Raw genomic sequence first — 17,937 nt, forward strand, 5'->3', positions numbered from 1 at the left:
TCTGAGTGGTGGTAAATCGGTATCCGGCGCTGCCGGACCGCGATGGCGACGGCGGGAGGCGTCGGGCACGCGAGTGTAGCACAGAAACCGTATCACCCCAATAATGTGATGCTGAACCCATACTGCACTTCAGCGTATGGCCAGCACCAGGCCGAATCCCACCAGAAAGGCGCCAAACAGCCGATCAATCCAGTGGCGCAGGTTGAGCAATGATTCACGAAAGATCCCTGAAGAGAAAAGATACGCGACCAGGCTAAACCAGGCGATATGGGCCACCGAAATAAACGTGCCATAAGCCACCTGACTTACCAGCGGCGTCCGGGGATCCACAACCTGCATAAAGAGGCTAACGATAAAGATCGTCGTTTTGGGATTCAGCACATTGGTGAAAAAACCGCGGCGCAGGGCGGAAAAATCGCTGAGAGGCGCGAGTCGATACTGTGACGTCAGTTCACCGGCACGGCTACGAAGCATTTTTATCCCCAGCCAGATCAGGTATAGCGCGCCGGCAAATTTAATCACATTGAATAGCCATAGCGAATTGCGGATTAATAGTCCAACGCCGACCAGCGTATATGTCACATGAACCACAACACCGAGCCCGATACCCAGAGCAGTGAGTAGCCCGGCGCGGCGAGAAAGGATCAGGCTGTTGCGCGTCACCATCGCGAAATCCGGACCCGGACTGATGATAGCCAGTGTGCTAATGGTGATAATAGCTAACCATTCTGTCATTAAACATATTCCTCTGAGATAATGAATCTGGCAATGTTATCGGTATATTACCTGGATGAATAACGATGATTAGTGACCGTTATGGTGATAAAAAATCACCATTAGAAATTGAGCGGGCGCCGTCACTTAACGCGTTACGCTGCTTTGCCGTGGCCGCTCGTTTTGAAAACTTTACCCATGCTGCAGAAGCGCTGTGCCTGACGCACGGAGCCGTTAGCCGCGCAGTGCGCGCCCTGGAAGATGAGTTGGGGGTGAAACTTTTCGAACGCCGCAGTCGGCGGGTATTTTTAACGCTGGAAGGGAAAGCGTTGGCCCGCGCCGTGGATGAGGGGCTGGCGGTGATTCACCAGGCGACGGAGACACTGCGTGCCAGCGCCAGACAGCCCAGGCCGCTGGTGCTGTCCTGTGAACCGACGTTGCTGATGCGCTGGTTATTGCCGCGCTGGCCGGATTTTCAGGCCCGGTATCCGCAGGCTCGTATACATCTGGTGGCCGGTGGCGGCGCGTTTTCTGCGCGTGATGGGATCGATCTGGCGATTCGCCGTAATGATTTTGACTGGCCGGAAGGCTGGCAGGCTGAGCGGTTGTTTCCTGAAAAAGTTGGGCCAGTGTGCCGCCCGGATAAAGCCAGAGAATGGTTTTTAAGCGAGGGTCGTATATCGCCGCATGCGCCATCTCTGCATACTCACACGCGTCCCCAGGCGTGGCATGAGTGGGAACAGGCGTCCGGGCAGACTTGTCCGTCTGGCCCGGCGCTATTTTTTGATCACTTCTATTTTAGTCTGCAGGCCGCGGTTGTCGGACTGGGGGTTGCTGTGGGGCCCTGGCAACTGGTGCGGGATGATATCGACGGCGGTATGCTGGTGGCTCCGCAGGGTTTTGTGAACGATGGGAGCGGATATTACCTGCTATCGTTGTCAGCGTCGCCTGTGGCAGGCGTTGGTCACGAGCTTTGCGAATGGCTGCGTGAGATAGCCCGGCAGGGGTAAGCTGACGCCCCTACACCAGCTTTTTCACCAGCTCTTCACTGTGACGAATATGTTCAGGAGCATGGTCCAGATCCTGCTGTACCAGCGCCATAAATAACAGATCCGCCAGCATCATTTGGGCGCTGGTGGAGGAGATAGCCGCACTACGGGTGGCCTGCTCTTCAGCGATAGTGTACAGACTATGGGTGGCTCTCTGCTGCAGCGCGTTAGGGGTAAACCCGGTAATGGCGAGGATCTTCGCGCCAACGGCAAACGCCTCTTCCGCCGCCAGATTGATTTCCCGCCGCTCGCCGGAATAGGAGATAGCCAGCAACAGATCCTGCGGCTTCAGGGCCTGGGCGCTGGCCAGCAACGCGTGGGTATCCAGTTCGGCCACGGCATTAATGCCGATCTTCATCAGCTTCCAGGCAAAGTTTTTCGCCACCAGGCCGGAGGCGCCAATTCCAGCCAGCAGAATGCGCCGCGCATCGCGCAGCATCGCCACGCTGTCCAGCAGCTTTTCTTCGCTGTTGATGTCCAGTGTGGCGTGCATAGCGGCGGTATTATCTTTGATCAGCTTTTCCCCCACCATGCGTAGCGGATCGTCGCCGAGGATCGCGTTATGTACCGGTACCGAGTGTGGGGCTGGCGCGCTGGCGAGGGCCTCGCTGATCGCCAGTTTCAGGGCCGGGTAACCTTTGTAGCCCAACTTCTGGGCGAATTTCACCACGCTGGACTGACTGACGCCGGCTGCGGCGGCCAACTGCTGGGAACTGAATTCGAGGGATCTGGCGGCATTCTCCAGCAGAAATTCGGCCAGCTTTCTGTCACTCTGCGCCAGGGCCGGGTAGCGCTGGCGAATACGTATCAGACAATTCACATCACTCTCCGGGAATGCAAATGCGATTTCATCCTGTTGTCCGATGAAATCCACTCGCCAGATTGAATTTTCTATTCCATTATAGGGTTATTATTATGAATTAAATATTCTGAGGCGCAAATATGAATCTTGGCTCGCTGCTGTCGGAAGCGCGTAACCCGCAGACCATGGATTTGGATACCCTTTCAACGCTGGAACTGGTGCAGCGTTTTAATGAGCAGGATGCTCAGGTCGCGGCGGCGGTGGGGGCGACCTTGCCGGAGGTCGCAAAGGCGGTCGACGCGGCGACGACGACGCTGCGTGCCGGCGGGCGCATTATCTATATGGGCGCCGGAACCAGCGGCCGGCTCGGAGTACTGGATGCTTCTGAATGTCCGCCCACCTTTGGGGTTCCGCACGGCCTGGTGATCGGCCTGATTGCCGGCGGCCCTGGCGCGCTGCTCAAGGCGGTGGAGGGGGCGGAGGATAATCCGCAGTTCGGGGAAGACGATCTGGCGGGATTGTCGCTTGAACCACGGGATCTGGTGGTCGGGCTGGCGGCGTCAGGCCGCACGCCGTATGTGATTGGCGGCCTGCGCTATGCGCGCCAGCTCGGATGTACCACCGTCGCAATCTCCTGTAACCCTGCTTCGCCGATCGCCGGGGCGGCAGATATCGCTATCTCGCCGCTGGTGGGCCCGGAAGCGCTCACCGGCTCCACGCGTCTGAAATCCGGCACAGCCCAGAAGCTGGTACTGAATATGATCTCCACCGGCGCGATGGTGAAATTTGGTAAGGTGTATCAGAACCTGATGGTGGATATGAAGGCGACGAATGTGAAACTGATCGATCGCGCCTGCCGGATGGTGATGGAGGCGACGGGCGTCGAGCGCGCCGCGGCGGAAACTGTGCTGCGCCAGACGGATTATGACGTTAAGCCGGCAATATTGATGGTACTCAGCGGCCTTGACGCGACTGCGGCCCGGGAGCGGCTGGCGGCCCATCATGGTTTTCTGCGCGACGCGCTGCGGGCCTGATCTCAGGACTACCCCGGCGCCTCTGGTTTTTCAGGCAGATTCAGGAGTACAGTTTGCAACCTCAGACCCGACGTACGGTTTTCTTCGATCTGGATGGCACTTTGCATCAGCAGGATATGTTTGGCGCTTTTTTGCGTTTTCTAATCCGTCGCTCGCCGCTGAACGGGCTGCTGGCGCTGCCGCTGTTGCCCGTCATTATTATCGCCCTGGCCGTGCAGGGGCGCGCGACGCGCTGGCCAGTGAGTCTGTTGCTGTGGGCCTGCACCTTCGGCCATAAAGAGGCCACGCTACGGCGGCGGGAAGCTGAGTTTGTGCGCTGGTTTCGTGAACAGGTAGTCGCTTTTCCGGTGGTGCAGGGGCGGCTGACCAACTATCTGAAAAAGGGCGATGCGGATGTCTGGCTAATCACGGGCTCCCCTGAATCGCTGGTCCGCCAGGTCTATCATGATTCGCCGTGGCTGCCAGGCGTGCGTCTGATCGCCAGCCAGATGGCGCGCCGCTGCGGCGGCTGGGTGCTGACGTTGCGCTGTCTGGGCCATGAGAAGGTGGCGCAACTGGAAAAGCAGCTCGGTAGCCCACTACAGTTGTATAGCGGCTACAGCGACAGCAGCCAGGATAACCCGCTACTCGCTTTCTGCCTCCATCGCTGGCGGGTGACGCCGGGCGGCGATCTCCAGCAGCTTGAGTAAGCGCCTGGTCCGGGTATAATGCCCGGCCATTGATTTCCCCGGAGACAGGTGTGTCAGCGAACGAATCTATCCATGAATACTGGATGCGTCATGCCTTGGCGCTGGCTGAACGCGCCCGGGAAGAGGGCGAAGTTCCGGTTGGCGCGGTGCTGGTGCATGGCGAGCAGGTGATCGGCGAGGGGTGGAACCGGCCGATCGGGCGTCACGATCCCACCGCCCATGCGGAAATTATGGCGCTGCGCCAGGGGGGAATGGTATTGCAGAATTACCGCCTGCTGGACACCACGCTGTATGTCACGCTGGAGCCCTGCGTGATGTGCGCCGGGGCGATGGTCCATAGCCGGATTAGTCATCTGGTGTTCGGCGCTCGGGATGCCAAAACCGGGGCGGCGGGTTCGTTGCTGGATGTGTTGCATCACCCGGGTATGAATCATCAGGTCCAGGTCAGCGAAGGGATACTGGCCGGCGAGTGCGCGGCGATGTTGAGCGATTTTTTCCGCCAGCGCCGCCAGCAGAAAAAAGCGCTCAGGCAGGCCGCTCGTCAGGCGGGAGAGGAAGACGCCGGCGCTTAATGGCCGGAAAGGGCAAACAGCGCCGATGACGCCTGGCTCGGGAGCGGAAGTGGCGCGAAGCTGGCCAGCGATGCCGGCGCTGGCGCCAGAATCACGTCATGCATTTCCTGCGGCGATACCACCGGATATCCCTCGGCCAGTTTCTCCATTTGCTGCGCTTTGCGCTCTTTTTCCAGCAGATACCCTTCCAGACTCAGTTGATACTTGCGGATATTTTCCACGTAAGCATAGGCTTCGTGGCCGCGCGCGTAGCCATAGGTCGTTTTGCTATACCAGGCTTTCTGGCTCAGCAGCGGCAGGCGCATCTTGACGTCCGCCCAGCGATCCGGATTGCCCTTCTGCTTTGCTGTCAGGGCGACGGCGTCCAGCATATGGGCATAGCCCATATTGTAGGCGGCGAGGGCGAACCAGATTCGCTCTTCTTCCGGCACGCTGTCGGGAACCTTGGCCATCATTTCCTGCAGATAACGGGCGCCGCCGCGAATGCTTTGTTCAGCGTCCAGCCGATCGGTCAGTCCGAGACTCTGGGCAGTATTCCTGGTCAGCATCATCAGACCGCGCACACCGGTCGGCGAGGTGGCCTGGGTATCCCAGTGCGACTCCTGATAAGAGATGGCGGCCAGCAGCCGCCAGTCAATATCGGTGGCGTATTTTTCAAACAGCGGCCGCAGGTCGGGCAGGATATTGTCTACCGCGCGCAGGAAGCTGCGGGTATCCACATAGTCGAAGTCGCCCACGTGACCGAGATACTTTTCTTCGAGACGCGCCAGGGTGCCGTCTTCATTAATGTGGTTAAAAAAATCGAGCAGCGCGGCAGAAAGCGTATCGTCGCGATCTCTGGCGCTGAACCAGGTGACCGGCTGTTCTTCCGAAACGTCAAAGGCCACCGCCAGCTGTGGGTGGACGCGCTGGAAAATACTAATCGCCACAGAATCTCCGATGGTGTAGCGAATCGAGCCGTCCACGACTTGCTTCATCAGGTTAACGCTGTTTTGTTCTTTATCGACAATCCACGACAGGTCGGGGTATTTCTCTGCCTGAAGCTGCTGCAAATCCGACAGCACGGCATGACCGGATGAGATTACCAGTTCGTCCGGCTTCAGGTTATCTAACTGGCGTGGGCGAACGCTACCCATTTTATAAACCAATTGCTGGGAGACGGAATAGAAGGTCGGACTGGCCTGGTAACGGCGACTGCGTTCAACATTATAGACCAGGCCGGCCGCCAGTAAATCGGCGTGCCCGCTGTCAAGGTCGTCAAACAACTGGCTGAAGTTCTGGCGCACGGTGACCTGTAACTCCACGCCCAAATAATCGGCAAACTCCCGGGCCAGTTCATAATCCAGCCCGGCAGGTTTATCGCCGATTTTTATCCAGGTCAGGGGGGAGTTGACGGTACTGATACGCAAAACCCCCCGCGACTGAATCGCGGCGATACGGTTTTCGGCTTTTCCGAACCAGGGAATGGAGGGCCAGAGCGCCACTGCCAGCAACAAGGTAACGACACCGATAAGCAGATAGTTAATCTTTAATTTTTTCAATAAGTTAATTCTCTGCGATGCGACGAATCTCAGCTGGTAATGACCATATAACACACAACAATGTAACGGGAATGGACGGCATTTTGCTTAACAATACGCCAGTTGGCAACCAGGCAGGGCAATTTATGCATATAATGCATAACCGCAATCGGTAATTTTATTTCTACGCAAACGGTTTCGTCGCCGCGTCGGATTCTCTATAATATCGCCCGTTTTCCCCCCTTTGCGCCCCTGTGAGCGTCACATAGCGCTTCGAAGACGAGAGATCTGATGATGGAAATTCTGCGTGGTTCCCCTGCTTTATCGGCATTTCGTATTAACAAACTGCTGACTGGATTCAGGGCGGCTCAACTCCCGGTAGATGATATCTATGCCGAATATGTGCACTTTGCCGATCTCGATGCGCCGCTGAGCGATGAAGAGCTCACACGATTGCAGCGTCTGCTGAAGTATGGCCCGAGCCTGGCGGAGCACGCGCCGACCGGGCAGCTGATTCTGGTCACGCCTCGTCCCGGCACCATTTCTCCCTGGTCTTCCAAAGCGACTGATATCGCCCATAACTGCGGTCTGCAGCAGGTGAAACGCCTGGAGCGCGGCGTGGCTTACTATATCGAAGCCCGTTCGTTGACCCCGGAGCAGCGCCTGGCGGTAGCCGCCCGGCTCCACGATCGCATGATGGAAACTGTCTTCGCCGATCCGCAGGAGGCGCAGCAACTGTTCGCCCACCATCAGCCGGCGCCGGTACAGAGCGTCGATCTGCTGGGCAAGGGGCGCGGCGCGCTGGAAGAGGCCAACCTGCGTCTCGGCCTGGCGCTGGCCGACGATGAAATTGACTATCTTCAGCAGGCCTTTATGGCGCTGGGGCGTAACCCGAATGATATCGAACTGTACATGTTCGCGCAGGCGAATTCAGAGCACTGCCGCCACAAAATTTTCAACGCTGACTGGGTGATTGACGGCGAACAGCAGCCGAAGTCGCTGTTTAAAATGATCAAGAACACCTTTGAGACAACCCCGGACTACGTGCTGTCGGCCTATAAAGACAACGCCGCGGTGATGGAAGGTTCTGACGTTGGGCGCTTCTTTGCCGAACGCGGTAGCGACCGGTATGACTATCATCATGAGCCCGCCCATATTCTGATGAAGGTGGAAACCCATAACCACCCGACCGCTATCTCTCCGTGGCCGGGTGCGGCAACCGGATCCGGCGGTGAAATTCGCGATGAAGGGGCGACCGGTCGCGGCGCTAAACCGAAAGCCGGGCTGGTGGGGTTCTCGGTATCCAATCTGCGTATCCCGGGTTTTGAGCAGCCCTGGGAAGAGGATTTCGGTAAGCCGGATCGGATCGTTTCGGCGCTGGATATCATGACTGAAGGCCCGCTGGGGGGCGCGGCGTTCAACAACGAATTCGGCCGTCCGGCGCTTAACGGCTACTTCCGTACATACGAAGAGCAGGTAAACAGCCATAACGGCGTTGAACTGCGCGGCTACCATAAGCCGATCATGCTGGCGGGCGGTATTGGTAATATTCGCGCCGAACACGTGCAGAAAGGCGAAATCACGGTGGGCGCCAAACTGATCGTGCTCGGCGGGCCGGCGATGAATATCGGTCTTGGCGGCGGGGCGGCTTCCTCAATGGCCTCCGGCCAGTCGGATGCCGATCTGGATTTTGCCTCGGTACAGCGCGATAACCCGGAAATGGAGCGCCGCTGTCAGGAGGTGATTGACCGCTGCTGGCAGCTTGGCGACGCCAACCCGATCCTGTTTATTCATGATGTCGGGGCCGGCGGGCTGTCGAATGCGATGCCGGAACTGGTGAGCGACGGCGGGCGCGGCGGGCGCTTTGAGCTGCGCGATATTCTCAGCGACGAACCGGGCATGAGTCCGCTGGAAGTGTGGTGTAACGAATCTCAGGAGCGCTATGTCCTGGCGGTAGCACCGGAGCAAATGGCGCTGTTTGATGAGCTGTGTCGCCGCGAACGCGCGCCCTATGCGGTGATTGGCGAAGCGACGGCCGAGCAGCATTTGACGCTCAACGACAGCCATTTTGACAATCAGCCGATCGATATGCCGCTGGATGTGCTGCTCGGTAAAACCCCGAAGATGACGCGTCGCGTTGAACGCCTGCAGGCGCAGGGGTGTGAACTGGATCGCCGGGGTATTTCTGTGGCGGAGGCGGTGAAGCGCGTTCTGCATTTGCCGGCAGTGGCGGAAAAAACCTTCCTGGTGACCATTGGCGACCGTACCGTAACCGGGATGGTGGCCCGCGACCAGATGGTTGGCCCGTGGCAGGTGCCGGTAGCGAACTGTGCGGTGACTACCGCCAGCCTTGACAGCTATTACGGCGAAGCGATGGCGATGGGCGAGCGCGCGCCGGTGGCGCTGCTTGATTTTGCCGCTTCGGCGCGCCTGGCGGTCGGCGAAGCGCTGACCAATATTGCCGCCACGCAGATTGGATCGCTGAAGCGCGTGAAGCTGTCCGCTAACTGGATGGCCGCTGCCGGCCACCCTGGCGAAGATGCCGGTTTGTATGAAGCGGTGAAAGCGGTTGGCGAAGAGTTGTGCCCGCAACTGGGTCTGACGATTCCGGTCGGCAAGGATTCAATGTCCATGAAAACCCGCTGGCAGGAGGGCAACGAACAGCGCGAAATGACTTCGCCGCTGAGTCTGACCATCTCGGCGTTCGCGCGGGTGGAAGATGTGCGTCGTACCGTCACTCCGCAGCTCAGCACCGGCGACAACGCGCTGCTGCTGATCGATCTGGGCAACGGCGTTAACGCGCTGGGCGCGACCGCGCTGGCGCAGGTTTACCGCCAGCTCGGCGACAAGCCGGCGGATGTACGCGATGTGGCGCAACTGAAAGCCTTCTGGGACGCAATACAGGAACTGGTCGCGCAGCAGAAGCTGCTGGCCTACCATGACCGCGCCGACGGTGGTCTGCTGGTGACGCTGGCTGAGATGGCCTTTACCGGCCACTGTGGTGTGGAAGCGGACATTGCCACGCTGGGCGACGATCGTCTGGCGGCGCTGTTCAGCGAAGAACTGGGCGCGGTGATCCAGATTGCCGCTCAGGACCGGGCGGCGGTGGAAGCGCTGCTGAGCGCCCATGGTCTGACGGATTGCGTACACTACCTTGGCCGGGCGGTGGCAGGCGATCGCTTTACCATTACCGCCGACGGTCACCCGGTGTTCAGCGAAAGCCGCACTACGCTGCGGGTCTGGTGGGCGGAAACCACCTGGCAGATGCAGCGCCTGCGCGACAACCCGCAGTGCGCCGACCAGGAGCATGAAGCGAAGAAAAACGACAGCGATCCGGGGCTGAACGTCGAGTTAACTTACGATATTAATGAAGATGTCGCTGCGCCGTTTATCGCCCGTGGAGTGCGTCCGAAAGTGGCTGTGCTGCGTGAGCAGGGGGTGAATTCCCACGTTGAAATGGCGGCGGCTTTCCACCGCGCCGGATTTGACGCCATTGATGTGCATATGAGCGATCTGTTGTCCGGCCAGCGTGGCCTGGAGGATTTCCATGCGCTGGTGGCCTGTGGCGGCTTTTCGTATGGCGATGTGCTGGGGGCCGGGGAAGGTTGGGCGAAGTCGATCCTGTTTAATAACCGGGTGCGCGATGAGTTCGCTACCTTCTTCCATCGTCCGCAGACCCTGGCGCTCGGGGTATGCAACGGTTGCCAGATGATGTCTAACCTGCGTGAGCTGATCCCGGGCAGCGATTTGTGGCCGCGCTTTGTGCGTAACCAGTCCGATCGTTTTGAAGCGCGCTTCAGTCTGGTGGAGGTGACCGCCAGCCCGTCCCTGCTGTTGCAGGGGATGGTCGGCTCCCATATGCCGATTGCCGTTTCACATGGCGAAGGGCGCGTGGAGGTGCGTGACGACGCCCATCTGGCGGCGCTGGAGAGCAAAGGGCTGGTGGCGCTGCGCTATATCGACAACGCGGGTCAGGTTACCGAAACCTATCCGGCCAACCCGAACGGCTCGCCGAACGGTATTACGGCGCTGACCAGCGAAAGCGGGCGGGTGACGATTATGATGCCGCATCCGGAGCGGGTATTCCGCACCGTCAGTAACTCCTGGCATCCGGCGGAGTGGGGGGAGGATAGCCCGTGGATGCGTATCTTCCGCAACGCCCGTAAACAGTTGGGCTGACAGCGGCAGGGCGGCGCTGTTGTTATTTGACGCCGCCGCCCGGGGTTGAGTGTCTCCATAAGGAGACATTTAACTGGCTGATTTTATTGAAGTGCTTTTGCCGTTGTCAGCAGTGTCGCTCTGCGGAGACATTTCAGGCGTCGGTATGCGAGGGAATTGCCAGAGCTCTTATTTCATCGTATTGAAAATAAAAGATAAATTTAATTTTCTTTTGTTTTGGCACGGTATGTGCATAATATAACGCAGTGGCTCATTCACCTCCTTATGTCAGCCCCTTGCGGTTGTGCTACATAAAACACCGAATGACGCACTCACAGGTGCCTGCCGTCCAACTTTTGATAACAGTCGGTTTTACCGCTTTATCATGCATCGGGCGAAACGTTGAGTTAGGCACCGCCTGTTTCTATAGCAAAGGCAGAGTTTTTAACTCTGCCTTTGCTGTTTCTGATGTTCTTCTTTCCTGTCCCGGCTGGCTCGGTTAGCATTTGTCCTTTGACTTGCCATGCGAGGTTATCTGGTGAACCGCTGGTCTGTTTTCCCCCGCTCTTTGCGCCAACTGGTCATCATGGCGTTTTTGCTGGTGCTGGTGCCTTTACTGGTACTGGCATGGCAGGCATGGCAGAGTCTCAACGCTCTTAGCGCCCAGGCGGCGCAGACCAATCGCACCACTCTGGTAGAGGCCCGGCGCAGCGAGGCGATGACCAATGCGGCGCTGGAAATGGAGCGCAGTTACCGCCAGTACTGTGTGCTGGATGACCCGACGCTGGAAAAGGTTTACCAGAGCCAGCTGCGGCGCTATGTCGGTATGCTTGATGCCCAGGTTGGCGTACTGCCGGATAATCACATCTGGCAGGCGCTGCGTGACGATCTCGACCAGCTCAGCGAGTTAACCTGCCATAACAGCAGCCCGACGCCGTCGGCGGCAACGCGGCTGGAGTCTTTTGCCGATGCCAATGCGCAGATGGTTCAGGCGACCCGGGCTGTGGTCTTCTCCCGTGGGGAGCAGTTACAGCAGGCGATAGCTGAACGCGGGCAGTTTTTCGGCTGGCAGGCGCTGGTACTGTTTCTGGTGAGCCTGGCGCTGGTGATGCTGTTTACCCGCATGATTATCGGTCCGGTGAAGGGCATTGAGCGGATGATTAACCGCCTCGGGGAAGGGCGATCCCTGGGGCAGGATGTGGTATTTAAAGGGCCCCGCGAACTGCGTTCCGTGGGGCAGCGCATTATCTGGCTTAGCGAGCGCCTGGCGTGGCTGGAATCGCAGCGTCACCAGTTTTTGCGCCATATCTCCCATGAACTGAAAACCCCGCTGGCCAGTATGCGCGAAGGCACCGAACTGCTGGCCGATCAGGTGGTTGGCTCTTTGACGGCGGAGCAGAAAGAGGTGGTGGAGATCCTTGATGAGAGTAGCCGTAACCTGCAGAAGCTGATTGAACAACTGCTGGATTACAACCGCAAACTGGCAAACGGCAGCGTCGAGCTTGAGAAAGTGGATCCTGCGCCGCTGGCGGAAATGGTGATTTCCGCCCATAGTCTTCCCGCCCGGGCTAAGCTGATGCACACTGAGGTATCGCTGGCGCCAGCCTGCTGCATCGGTGAACCGATGCTATTAATGAGCGTACTCGACAATCTCTACTCCAACGCAGTGCACTACGGCAGCGAATCCGGTAACATTTACATCCGAAGCAAAACGGCTGGAAATCAGCTACATATTGACGTAGCCAATACCGGAACCCCAATCCCTGAAGCAGAACGCAACATGATTTTCGAACCTTTTTACCAGGGAAGCCAGCAGCGTAAAGGCGCCGTTAAGGGAAGCGGCCTGGGGCTCAGCATCGCGCGGGACTGCGTGCGGCGTATGCATGGAGAACTTCATCTGGTGGACGACGGCGAAGACGACGTCTGCTTTCGAATTACACTGCCCGTTTTTACCGGGAATGAATAACTAATGATACAAAAGCGTTATTTTTTGCTGTGGCGGCTATGGCCGCAGTTTGTTCGTTTCAGTACCGCGGCGGCGCTGCTGGCGTCGCTACTGCTGACTGGCTGTGTGCAGGGGAGCGCCACCAGTGTTATCAATCCGGAGCGCCAGCTTGCGCAGCCGGATCACCAACTGGCGGATTACCTGATTACCGATTGTGCGGATATCTGGCAACTGAGCGGCAGTGTGGTGGAGTCGAATCCGCTTTACTGGCTACGCGGGATGGACTGCGCCGCGCGTCTGCTGCCGTCAGAAGCGCGGGCCGCCGCCCGGCAATGGTCGGACGATACCTGGCAGGCGGCATTTCGCCGCGGCATTTTATTGTCGGACGCCCGCATTACGCCGCTGGAGCGTCGGCGCTATATGACGATTCTCAACGCGTCGGTCTCTGAAGTGCCCGCTCCGGTGCGGGCGCTGTTTGAAGTCTGGCGCGAAGGGCAGAACCGCGAACTACGCCTCGCCGATGAGCGCAGCCGTTATGCGAAGCTTCAGCAGTCTGCGGACAGCGAGCTCGATCATCTGCGCCAGCAGGAACAGCAGTTGCGCGGCGAGCTGGAGGTGACTACCCGTAAACTGGAAAACCTGACCGACATTGAACGTCAGCTTTCCAGCCGCAAACCACGCGCCAGCGATATTCAGGACAGCCATAGCGCGGCAGACGATAAAGCGCCGGCCGCCGCAGCGCAGGAGAAACCCGCCCCATGACCCAATACCCCTCCGCTCGCCTGTTACTCGTCGATGACGATCCCGGTTTGCTGAAATTGCTCGGCCTGCGCCTGAGCAGCGAAGGCTATGTGGTCGTCACCGCGGCCAGCGGTCCGGAAGCGCTGCGAGTGCTGGGACGGGAAAAAATCGACCTGGTGATCAGCGATTTGCGTATGGATGAGATGGACGGTATGCAACTGTTCAGCGAAATTCAGAAAGGCTGGCCGGGGATGCCGGTAATTATCCTTACCGCCCACGGCTCGATTCCCGATGCCGTGGCCGCTACCCGCCAGGGAGTGTTCAGCTTCCTCACTAAACCGGTGGACAGGGACGCGTTATATAAAGCGATTGATGATGCGCTGTCCCATACCGCCACCGTGGCGGATGACAGTTGGAAGGGCAACATTGTCACCCGCAGCCCGCTGATGCTGCGGTTGCTGGATCAGGCCCATATGGTGGCGCAGTCTGACGTCAGCCTGTTGATTGCCGGCCAGAGTGGTACCGGGAAAGAGGTACTGGCCCGGGCTATCCATAACGCCAGCCCGCGTAGTACAAAGCCCTTTATCGCCATTAACTGTGGGGCGCTGCCGGAGCAGTTGCTGGAATCAGAGCTGTTTGGTCATGCGCGCGGCGCTTTTACCGGCGCGGTGAGCAGCCGGGAAGGGTTGTTCCAGGCCGCGGAGGGCGGCACGCTGTTCCTGGATGAAATTGGCGATATGCCGGCTCCGCTGCAGGTGAAATTGCTGCGGGTATTGCAGGAGCGTAAAGTGCGGCCCCTGGGCAGCAACCGGGATATCGATATTAATGTGCGGATTATCTCCGCCACCCACCGCGATCTGCCGAAAGCGATGGCGCGCGGCGAATTCCGGGAAGATCTTTTCTATCGTCTGAATGTCGTCAGTCTGAAGATCCCCACGCTTCAGGAGCGCGCCGAAGATATTCCTCTGCTGGCTAACCATCTGCTGCGCGAGGCGGCGAACCGCCACAAGCCTTTTGTACGCAGCTTCTCCACCGACGCGATGAAGCGGCTGATGACCGCCAGTTGGCCTGGCAATGTGCGCCAACTGGTGAATGTTATCGAACAGTGCGTGGCGCTGACTTCGGCGCCGGTGATCGGCGATGCGCTGGTGGAGCAGGCGCTGGAGGGAGAAAACACGGTGCTGCCGACCTTTGTCGAAGCCCGCAGCCAGTTTGAACTGAACTATCTGCGCAAACTGCTGCAGATAGCCAAAGGCAATGTCACCCATGCGGCGCGAATGGCGGGACGTAATCGCACCGAATTCTATAAGTTGCTGGCGCGTCATGACCTGGATGCCGGCGATTTTAAAGAGTAGTTTTGTTACCGCAAAATTGACCAGGATATGGTAACTTGAGCGACCACTGAAACGTTCACCGCTGCTTCGGCCCGGCGTGCTGAGGAGATTTAAGGATCCACCATGAAAAAGATTGATGCGATTATTAAGCCTTTCAAACTTGATGACGTGCGTGAAGCGCTGGCGGAAGTCGGTATCACCGGCATGACCGTCACGGAAGTGAAAGGCTTTGGCCGCCAGAAAGGCCACACCGAGCTGTATCGTGGCGCGGAGTATATGGTTGATTTTCTGCCGAAAGTGAAAATTGAAATTGTCGTTAGCGACGATATTGTCGATACCTGCGTGGACACCATCATTCGCACTGCCCAGACCGGTAAAATCGGCGACGGGAAAATCTTTGTCTTTGATGTGGCGCGCGTGGTGCGTATCCGTACTGGCGAAGAGGACGACGCGGCTATTTGACCGCGCCCTGTCCCGGCCCGTCAGGGCCGGGGAGCCGCAGAGTTCTTACAGAACTTTATGCGGCCCGAAGCATTCGTAGTGAATACGCGCGCTATCCACACCCAGCTTTACTAACTGCCCCGCGGCATACTGCATAAAGCCGACCGGTCCACACAGGTAAAATGCCATATTCGGAACGCTGAAGGCGCTCTCCAGCGGGCTGAGATCCATCATTCCTTCACTGTCGAATCGCCCCAGTTGGCGATCCTGCCGATCTGGCATCCGGTACCAGACATGGCGACTGAAATCCGCCAGCGTATTGCCCAGCGTCTCCACTTCGTCGGCGAAAGCGTGTACGGCGCCGTTTTCCGCGGCATGGAACCAGTTGACCCGCGGCTGGTGGCGGTTTTTCGCCAGCGTATCCAGCATTGCCAGCATCGGCGTCTGGCCGACGCCGGCGGAGATCAGGGTGACAGGCGTGCCGGGTTCCACGACGAGGAAGAAATCCCCGGCGGGAGCGACCAGTTGCACGACATCGCCGGGGCGGGCGTGGTCGTGCAGCCAGTTTGATACCTGGCCTTGCGCTTCGCGCTTCACGGCGATGCGATAGCCTTTACCGTCCGGCCGGCGGGTCAGGGAGTACTGGCGAATTTCCTGATGCTCAAAGCCTTCCGGTTTAATCCAGATACCGAGATATTGACCCGGCTGGTAATCTGCGACTGCGCCGCCGTCCAGCGGTTCAAATTCAAAGCTGGTGATCAGGGCGCTGCGCGGCTGTTTGCTGACGATACGGAACGGGCGCGTGCCCTGCCAGCCGCCATTTTTATCCGCGTGTTCCTGATAGATTTCCCCTTCGCGCTGGATAAATACGTCAGCCAGCACGCCGTAAGCTTTGCCCCAGGCGTCCAGTACTTCCTGGCCGGGGCTGAGCATCTCGTCGAGCGTCGCCAGCAGGTGGCTGCCGACAATGTGGTATTGTTCCGATTTTACCTGAAAACTGGTGTGTTTCTGAGCGATTTTTTCCACTGCCGGCAGCAGGGCCGGAAGATTCTCGATATTGGTGGCATACGCGCAGATGGCGTTGAACAGCGCTTCGCGCTGATCGCCATTACGCTGGTTGCTCATATTAAAAATGTCTTTGAGCTCCGGATTGTGTTTAAACATCCGGTCATAAAAGTGGGCCGTCAGTTTCGGGCCGGTTGCCGCCAGCGCCGGGATGGTGGATTTCACAATAGCGATGGTTTGCGCGTCTAACATAAGAGCTTCCTTAGTACACTGTTATTTAAAGTTGTATTTTTAATGAATCTTATAAAAAATACCCCTGGCTTGTAAATGGGGTTTGCTGATTTATGTTATCTCGCGTCGGACATGAAAATTTCGCATCATCAACCTGAAAAGAAATCCGTTGACCCGCAGGCGCTTTTATCGGCGAAAAACCCTTGTATTCCGGCCAGCCAATCGTTTGCGTAAAAACCTTTGTCAAGACCTGTTATCACAATTTTAATCAGTTATACTGTTCACCGTTGCCTGAAAGACCCCCACCGATGGTTATCGCTGCCGCTGTTGTTCCCCCGGAACCGCGTGGCCGGGAAAGGTCTGATGATGAATATTATTGTTAGCTGAGTCAGGAGATGCGGATGTTAAAGCGTGAAATGAACATTGCCGATTATGATGCCGAACTATGGCAGGCTATGGAGCAGGAAAAAGTACGTCAGGAAGAGCATATCGAACTGATCGCCTCCGAAAACTACACCAGCCCGCGCGTCATGCAGGCGCAGGGTTCTCAGTTAACCAATAAATATGCTGAAGGCTATCCGGGCAAGCGCTACTACGGTGGCTGCGAATATGTGGATATCGTTGAGCAACTGGCTATCGATCGCGCTAAAGCGCTGTTCGGCGCCGATTACGCTAACGTTCAGCCGCATTCCGGCTCTCAGGCTAACTTCGCTGTTTATACCGCGCTGCTGGAGCCGGGCGATACGGTTCTCGGCATGAACCTGGCCCACGGCGGCCACCTGACTCACGGTTCCCCGGTTAACTTCTCCGGTAAACTCTACAATATTGTTCCTTACGGCATCGATGAATCCGGCAAGATCGACTATGACGATCTGGCAAAACAGGCTGAACGCCACAAACCGAAAATGATCATCGGCGGTTTCTCTGCCTATTCCGGCGTAGTGGATTGGGCGAGAATGCGCGAAATTGCCGACAGTATCGGCGCTTATCTATTTGTCGACATGGCTCACGTAGCCGGTCTGATCGCCGCTGACGTTTATCCGAACCCGGTGCCGCACGCGCATGTGGTGACCACCACCACTCACAAAACTCTGGCGGGTCCGCGCGGTGGCCTGATCCTGGCGAAGGGCGGTAGCGAAGAGCTGTACAAAAAACTCAACTCCGCGGTGTTCCCGGGCGGCCAGGGCGGCCCGCTGATGCATGTGATCGCCGGTAAAGCGGTAGCGCTTAAAGAAGCGATGGAGCCTGAATTTAAAACCTACCAGCAGCAGGTCGCGAAAAACGCCAAAGCGATGGTCGAGGTGTTCAAAGCGCGCGGCTACAAAGTGGTTTCTGGCGGTACCGAAAACCATCTGTTCCTGCTCGATCTGGTGGACAAAAACCTGACCGGTAAAGAAGCAGACGCCGCTCTGGGTCGCGCTAACATCACCGTAAACAAAAACAGTGTGCCGAACGATCCGAAGAGTCCGTTCGTGACTTCCGGTATTCGCGTAGGTACCCCAGCCGTTACCCGTCGCGGCTTTAAAGAAGCGGAAGTGAAAGAACTGGCCGGCTGGATGTGCGATGTGCTGGACAGCATCAATGATGAAGCAGTGATTGAGCGCGTCAGGAAACAGGTGCTGGATATCTGCGCCCGCTTCCCGGTTTACGCCTGATTTATCTTTAGCATCTCGTCTGTTATCGGCCCCGCGGCAATTGCTGC

14 protein-coding genes are annotated in these 17,937 nt (G+C 57.9%); 10 read left to right on the plus strand and 4 right to left on the minus strand.

Annotated elements, in window-relative coordinates:
• Nucleotides 1-129: 129 nt before the first annotated feature.
• Nucleotides 130-735 carry a LysE family translocator gene (locus AQ981_RS18355; RefSeq protein ID WP_058913205.1) on the minus strand — a complete coding sequence of 202 codons (606 nt, stop codon included), beginning with the start codon at nucleotides 733-735 and terminating at the stop codon, nucleotides 130-132.
• 65 nt (nucleotides 736-800) lie between these two features.
• Here AQ981_RS18355 and AQ981_RS18360 point away from each other — a divergent pair, with 65 nt between their 5' ends.
• Nucleotides 801-1,724 (plus strand): LysR family transcriptional regulator, encoded by a 924-nt coding sequence (locus AQ981_RS18360; RefSeq protein WP_058913206.1) that lies wholly within the window; start codon nucleotides 801-803, stop codon nucleotides 1,722-1,724.
• 10 nt (nucleotides 1,725-1,734) lie between these two features.
• Here AQ981_RS18360 and AQ981_RS18365 read toward each other — a convergent pair whose 3' ends face one another.
• A complete protein-coding gene (locus tag AQ981_RS18365; protein ID WP_058913307.1) occupies nucleotides 1,735-2,583 on the minus strand; it encodes a MurR/RpiR family transcriptional regulator in 849 nt (282 codons plus the stop codon).
• 122 nt (nucleotides 2,584-2,705) lie between these two features.
• Between AQ981_RS18365 and murQ the strand changes: the two genes are divergently transcribed.
• The 3 genes from murQ to tadA are packed head-to-tail and all read left to right on the plus strand — an operon-like array spanning nucleotide 2,706 to nucleotide 4,860.
• On the plus strand, nucleotides 2,706-3,599 hold the full coding sequence (gene murQ / locus AQ981_RS18370) for an N-acetylmuramic acid 6-phosphate etherase (RefSeq protein WP_058913207.1): 894 nt from the start codon (nucleotides 2,706-2,708) through the stop codon (nucleotides 3,597-3,599).
• A 53-nt stretch (nucleotides 3,600-3,652) separates the two neighbouring features.
• Complete coding sequence (gene yfhb / locus AQ981_RS18375) at nucleotides 3,653-4,288, plus strand: phosphatidylglycerophosphatase C (protein WP_058913208.1); 636 nt, start codon at nucleotides 3,653-3,655, stop codon at nucleotides 4,286-4,288.
• Between the two features lie 50 nt (nucleotides 4,289-4,338).
• Nucleotides 4,339-4,860, plus strand: coding sequence for a tRNA adenosine(34) deaminase TadA (tadA, locus tag AQ981_RS18380; RefSeq protein ID WP_058913209.1), 522 nt, complete (start codon nucleotides 4,339-4,341; stop codon nucleotides 4,858-4,860).
• Here the strand turns inward: tadA and mltF are convergent.
• On the minus strand, nucleotides 4,857-6,401 hold the full coding sequence (gene mltF / locus AQ981_RS18385; protein WP_058913210.1) for a membrane-bound lytic murein transglycosylase MltF: 1,545 nt from the start codon (nucleotides 6,399-6,401) through the stop codon (nucleotides 4,857-4,859). The genes tadA and mltF overlap by 4 nt on opposite strands.
• A gap of 270 nt (nucleotides 6,402-6,671) precedes the next feature.
• Between mltF and purL the strand changes: the two genes are divergently transcribed.
• From purL to glnB, 5 genes are all read left to right on the plus strand, one after another.
• Complete coding sequence (gene purL / locus AQ981_RS18390) at nucleotides 6,672-10,559, plus strand: phosphoribosylformylglycinamidine synthase (protein WP_058913211.1); 3,888 nt, start codon at nucleotides 6,672-6,674, stop codon at nucleotides 10,557-10,559.
• 517 nt (nucleotides 10,560-11,076) lie between these two features.
• Entirely contained in the window at nucleotides 11,077-12,504 is a 1,428-nt protein-coding gene (locus AQ981_RS18395) for a sensor histidine kinase (RefSeq protein WP_058913308.1), read from the plus strand.
• Nucleotides 12,505-12,507: 3 nt separating this feature from the next.
• Nucleotides 12,508-13,245 carry a two-component system QseEF-associated lipoprotein QseG gene (gene qseG / locus AQ981_RS18400; protein ID WP_058913212.1) on the plus strand — a complete coding sequence of 246 codons (738 nt, stop codon included), beginning with the start codon at nucleotides 12,508-12,510 and terminating at the stop codon, nucleotides 13,243-13,245.
• Nucleotides 13,242-14,579, plus strand: a complete 1,338-nt coding sequence (glrR, locus tag AQ981_RS18405) for a two-component system response regulator GlrR (protein ID WP_058913213.1) — start codon at nucleotides 13,242-13,244, stop codon at nucleotides 14,577-14,579. Before qseG ends, glrR begins: the two co-directional genes overlap by 4 nt.
• Nucleotides 14,580-14,681: 102 nt before the next feature.
• Nucleotides 14,682-15,020, plus strand: a complete 339-nt coding sequence (glnB, locus tag AQ981_RS18410; RefSeq protein WP_058913214.1) for a nitrogen regulatory protein P-II — start codon at nucleotides 14,682-14,684, stop codon at nucleotides 15,018-15,020.
• Between the two features lie 45 nt (nucleotides 15,021-15,065).
• On the opposite strand, the gene hmpA is transcribed toward glnB, so the two are convergent.
• The gene (hmpA, locus tag AQ981_RS18415) at nucleotides 15,066-16,256 is read right to left on the minus strand and encodes an NO-inducible flavohemoprotein (protein WP_058913215.1); all 1,191 of its coding nucleotides are present in this window, start codon (nucleotides 16,254-16,256) and stop codon (nucleotides 15,066-15,068) included.
• A 380-nt stretch (nucleotides 16,257-16,636) separates the two neighbouring features.
• Here hmpA and glyA point away from each other — a divergent pair, with 380 nt between their 5' ends.
• Nucleotides 16,637-17,890: a serine hydroxymethyltransferase gene (gene glyA / locus AQ981_RS18420; protein WP_058913216.1), complete on the plus strand. Its 1,254-nt coding sequence runs from the start codon at nucleotides 16,637-16,639 to the stop codon at nucleotides 17,888-17,890.
• Nucleotides 17,891-17,937: the final 47 nt, after the last annotated feature.

This window comes from Entomohabitans teleogrylli (assembly GCF_001484765.1).
GTDB classification, from domain to species: domain Bacteria; phylum Pseudomonadota; class Gammaproteobacteria; order Enterobacterales; family Enterobacteriaceae; genus Entomohabitans; species Entomohabitans teleogrylli.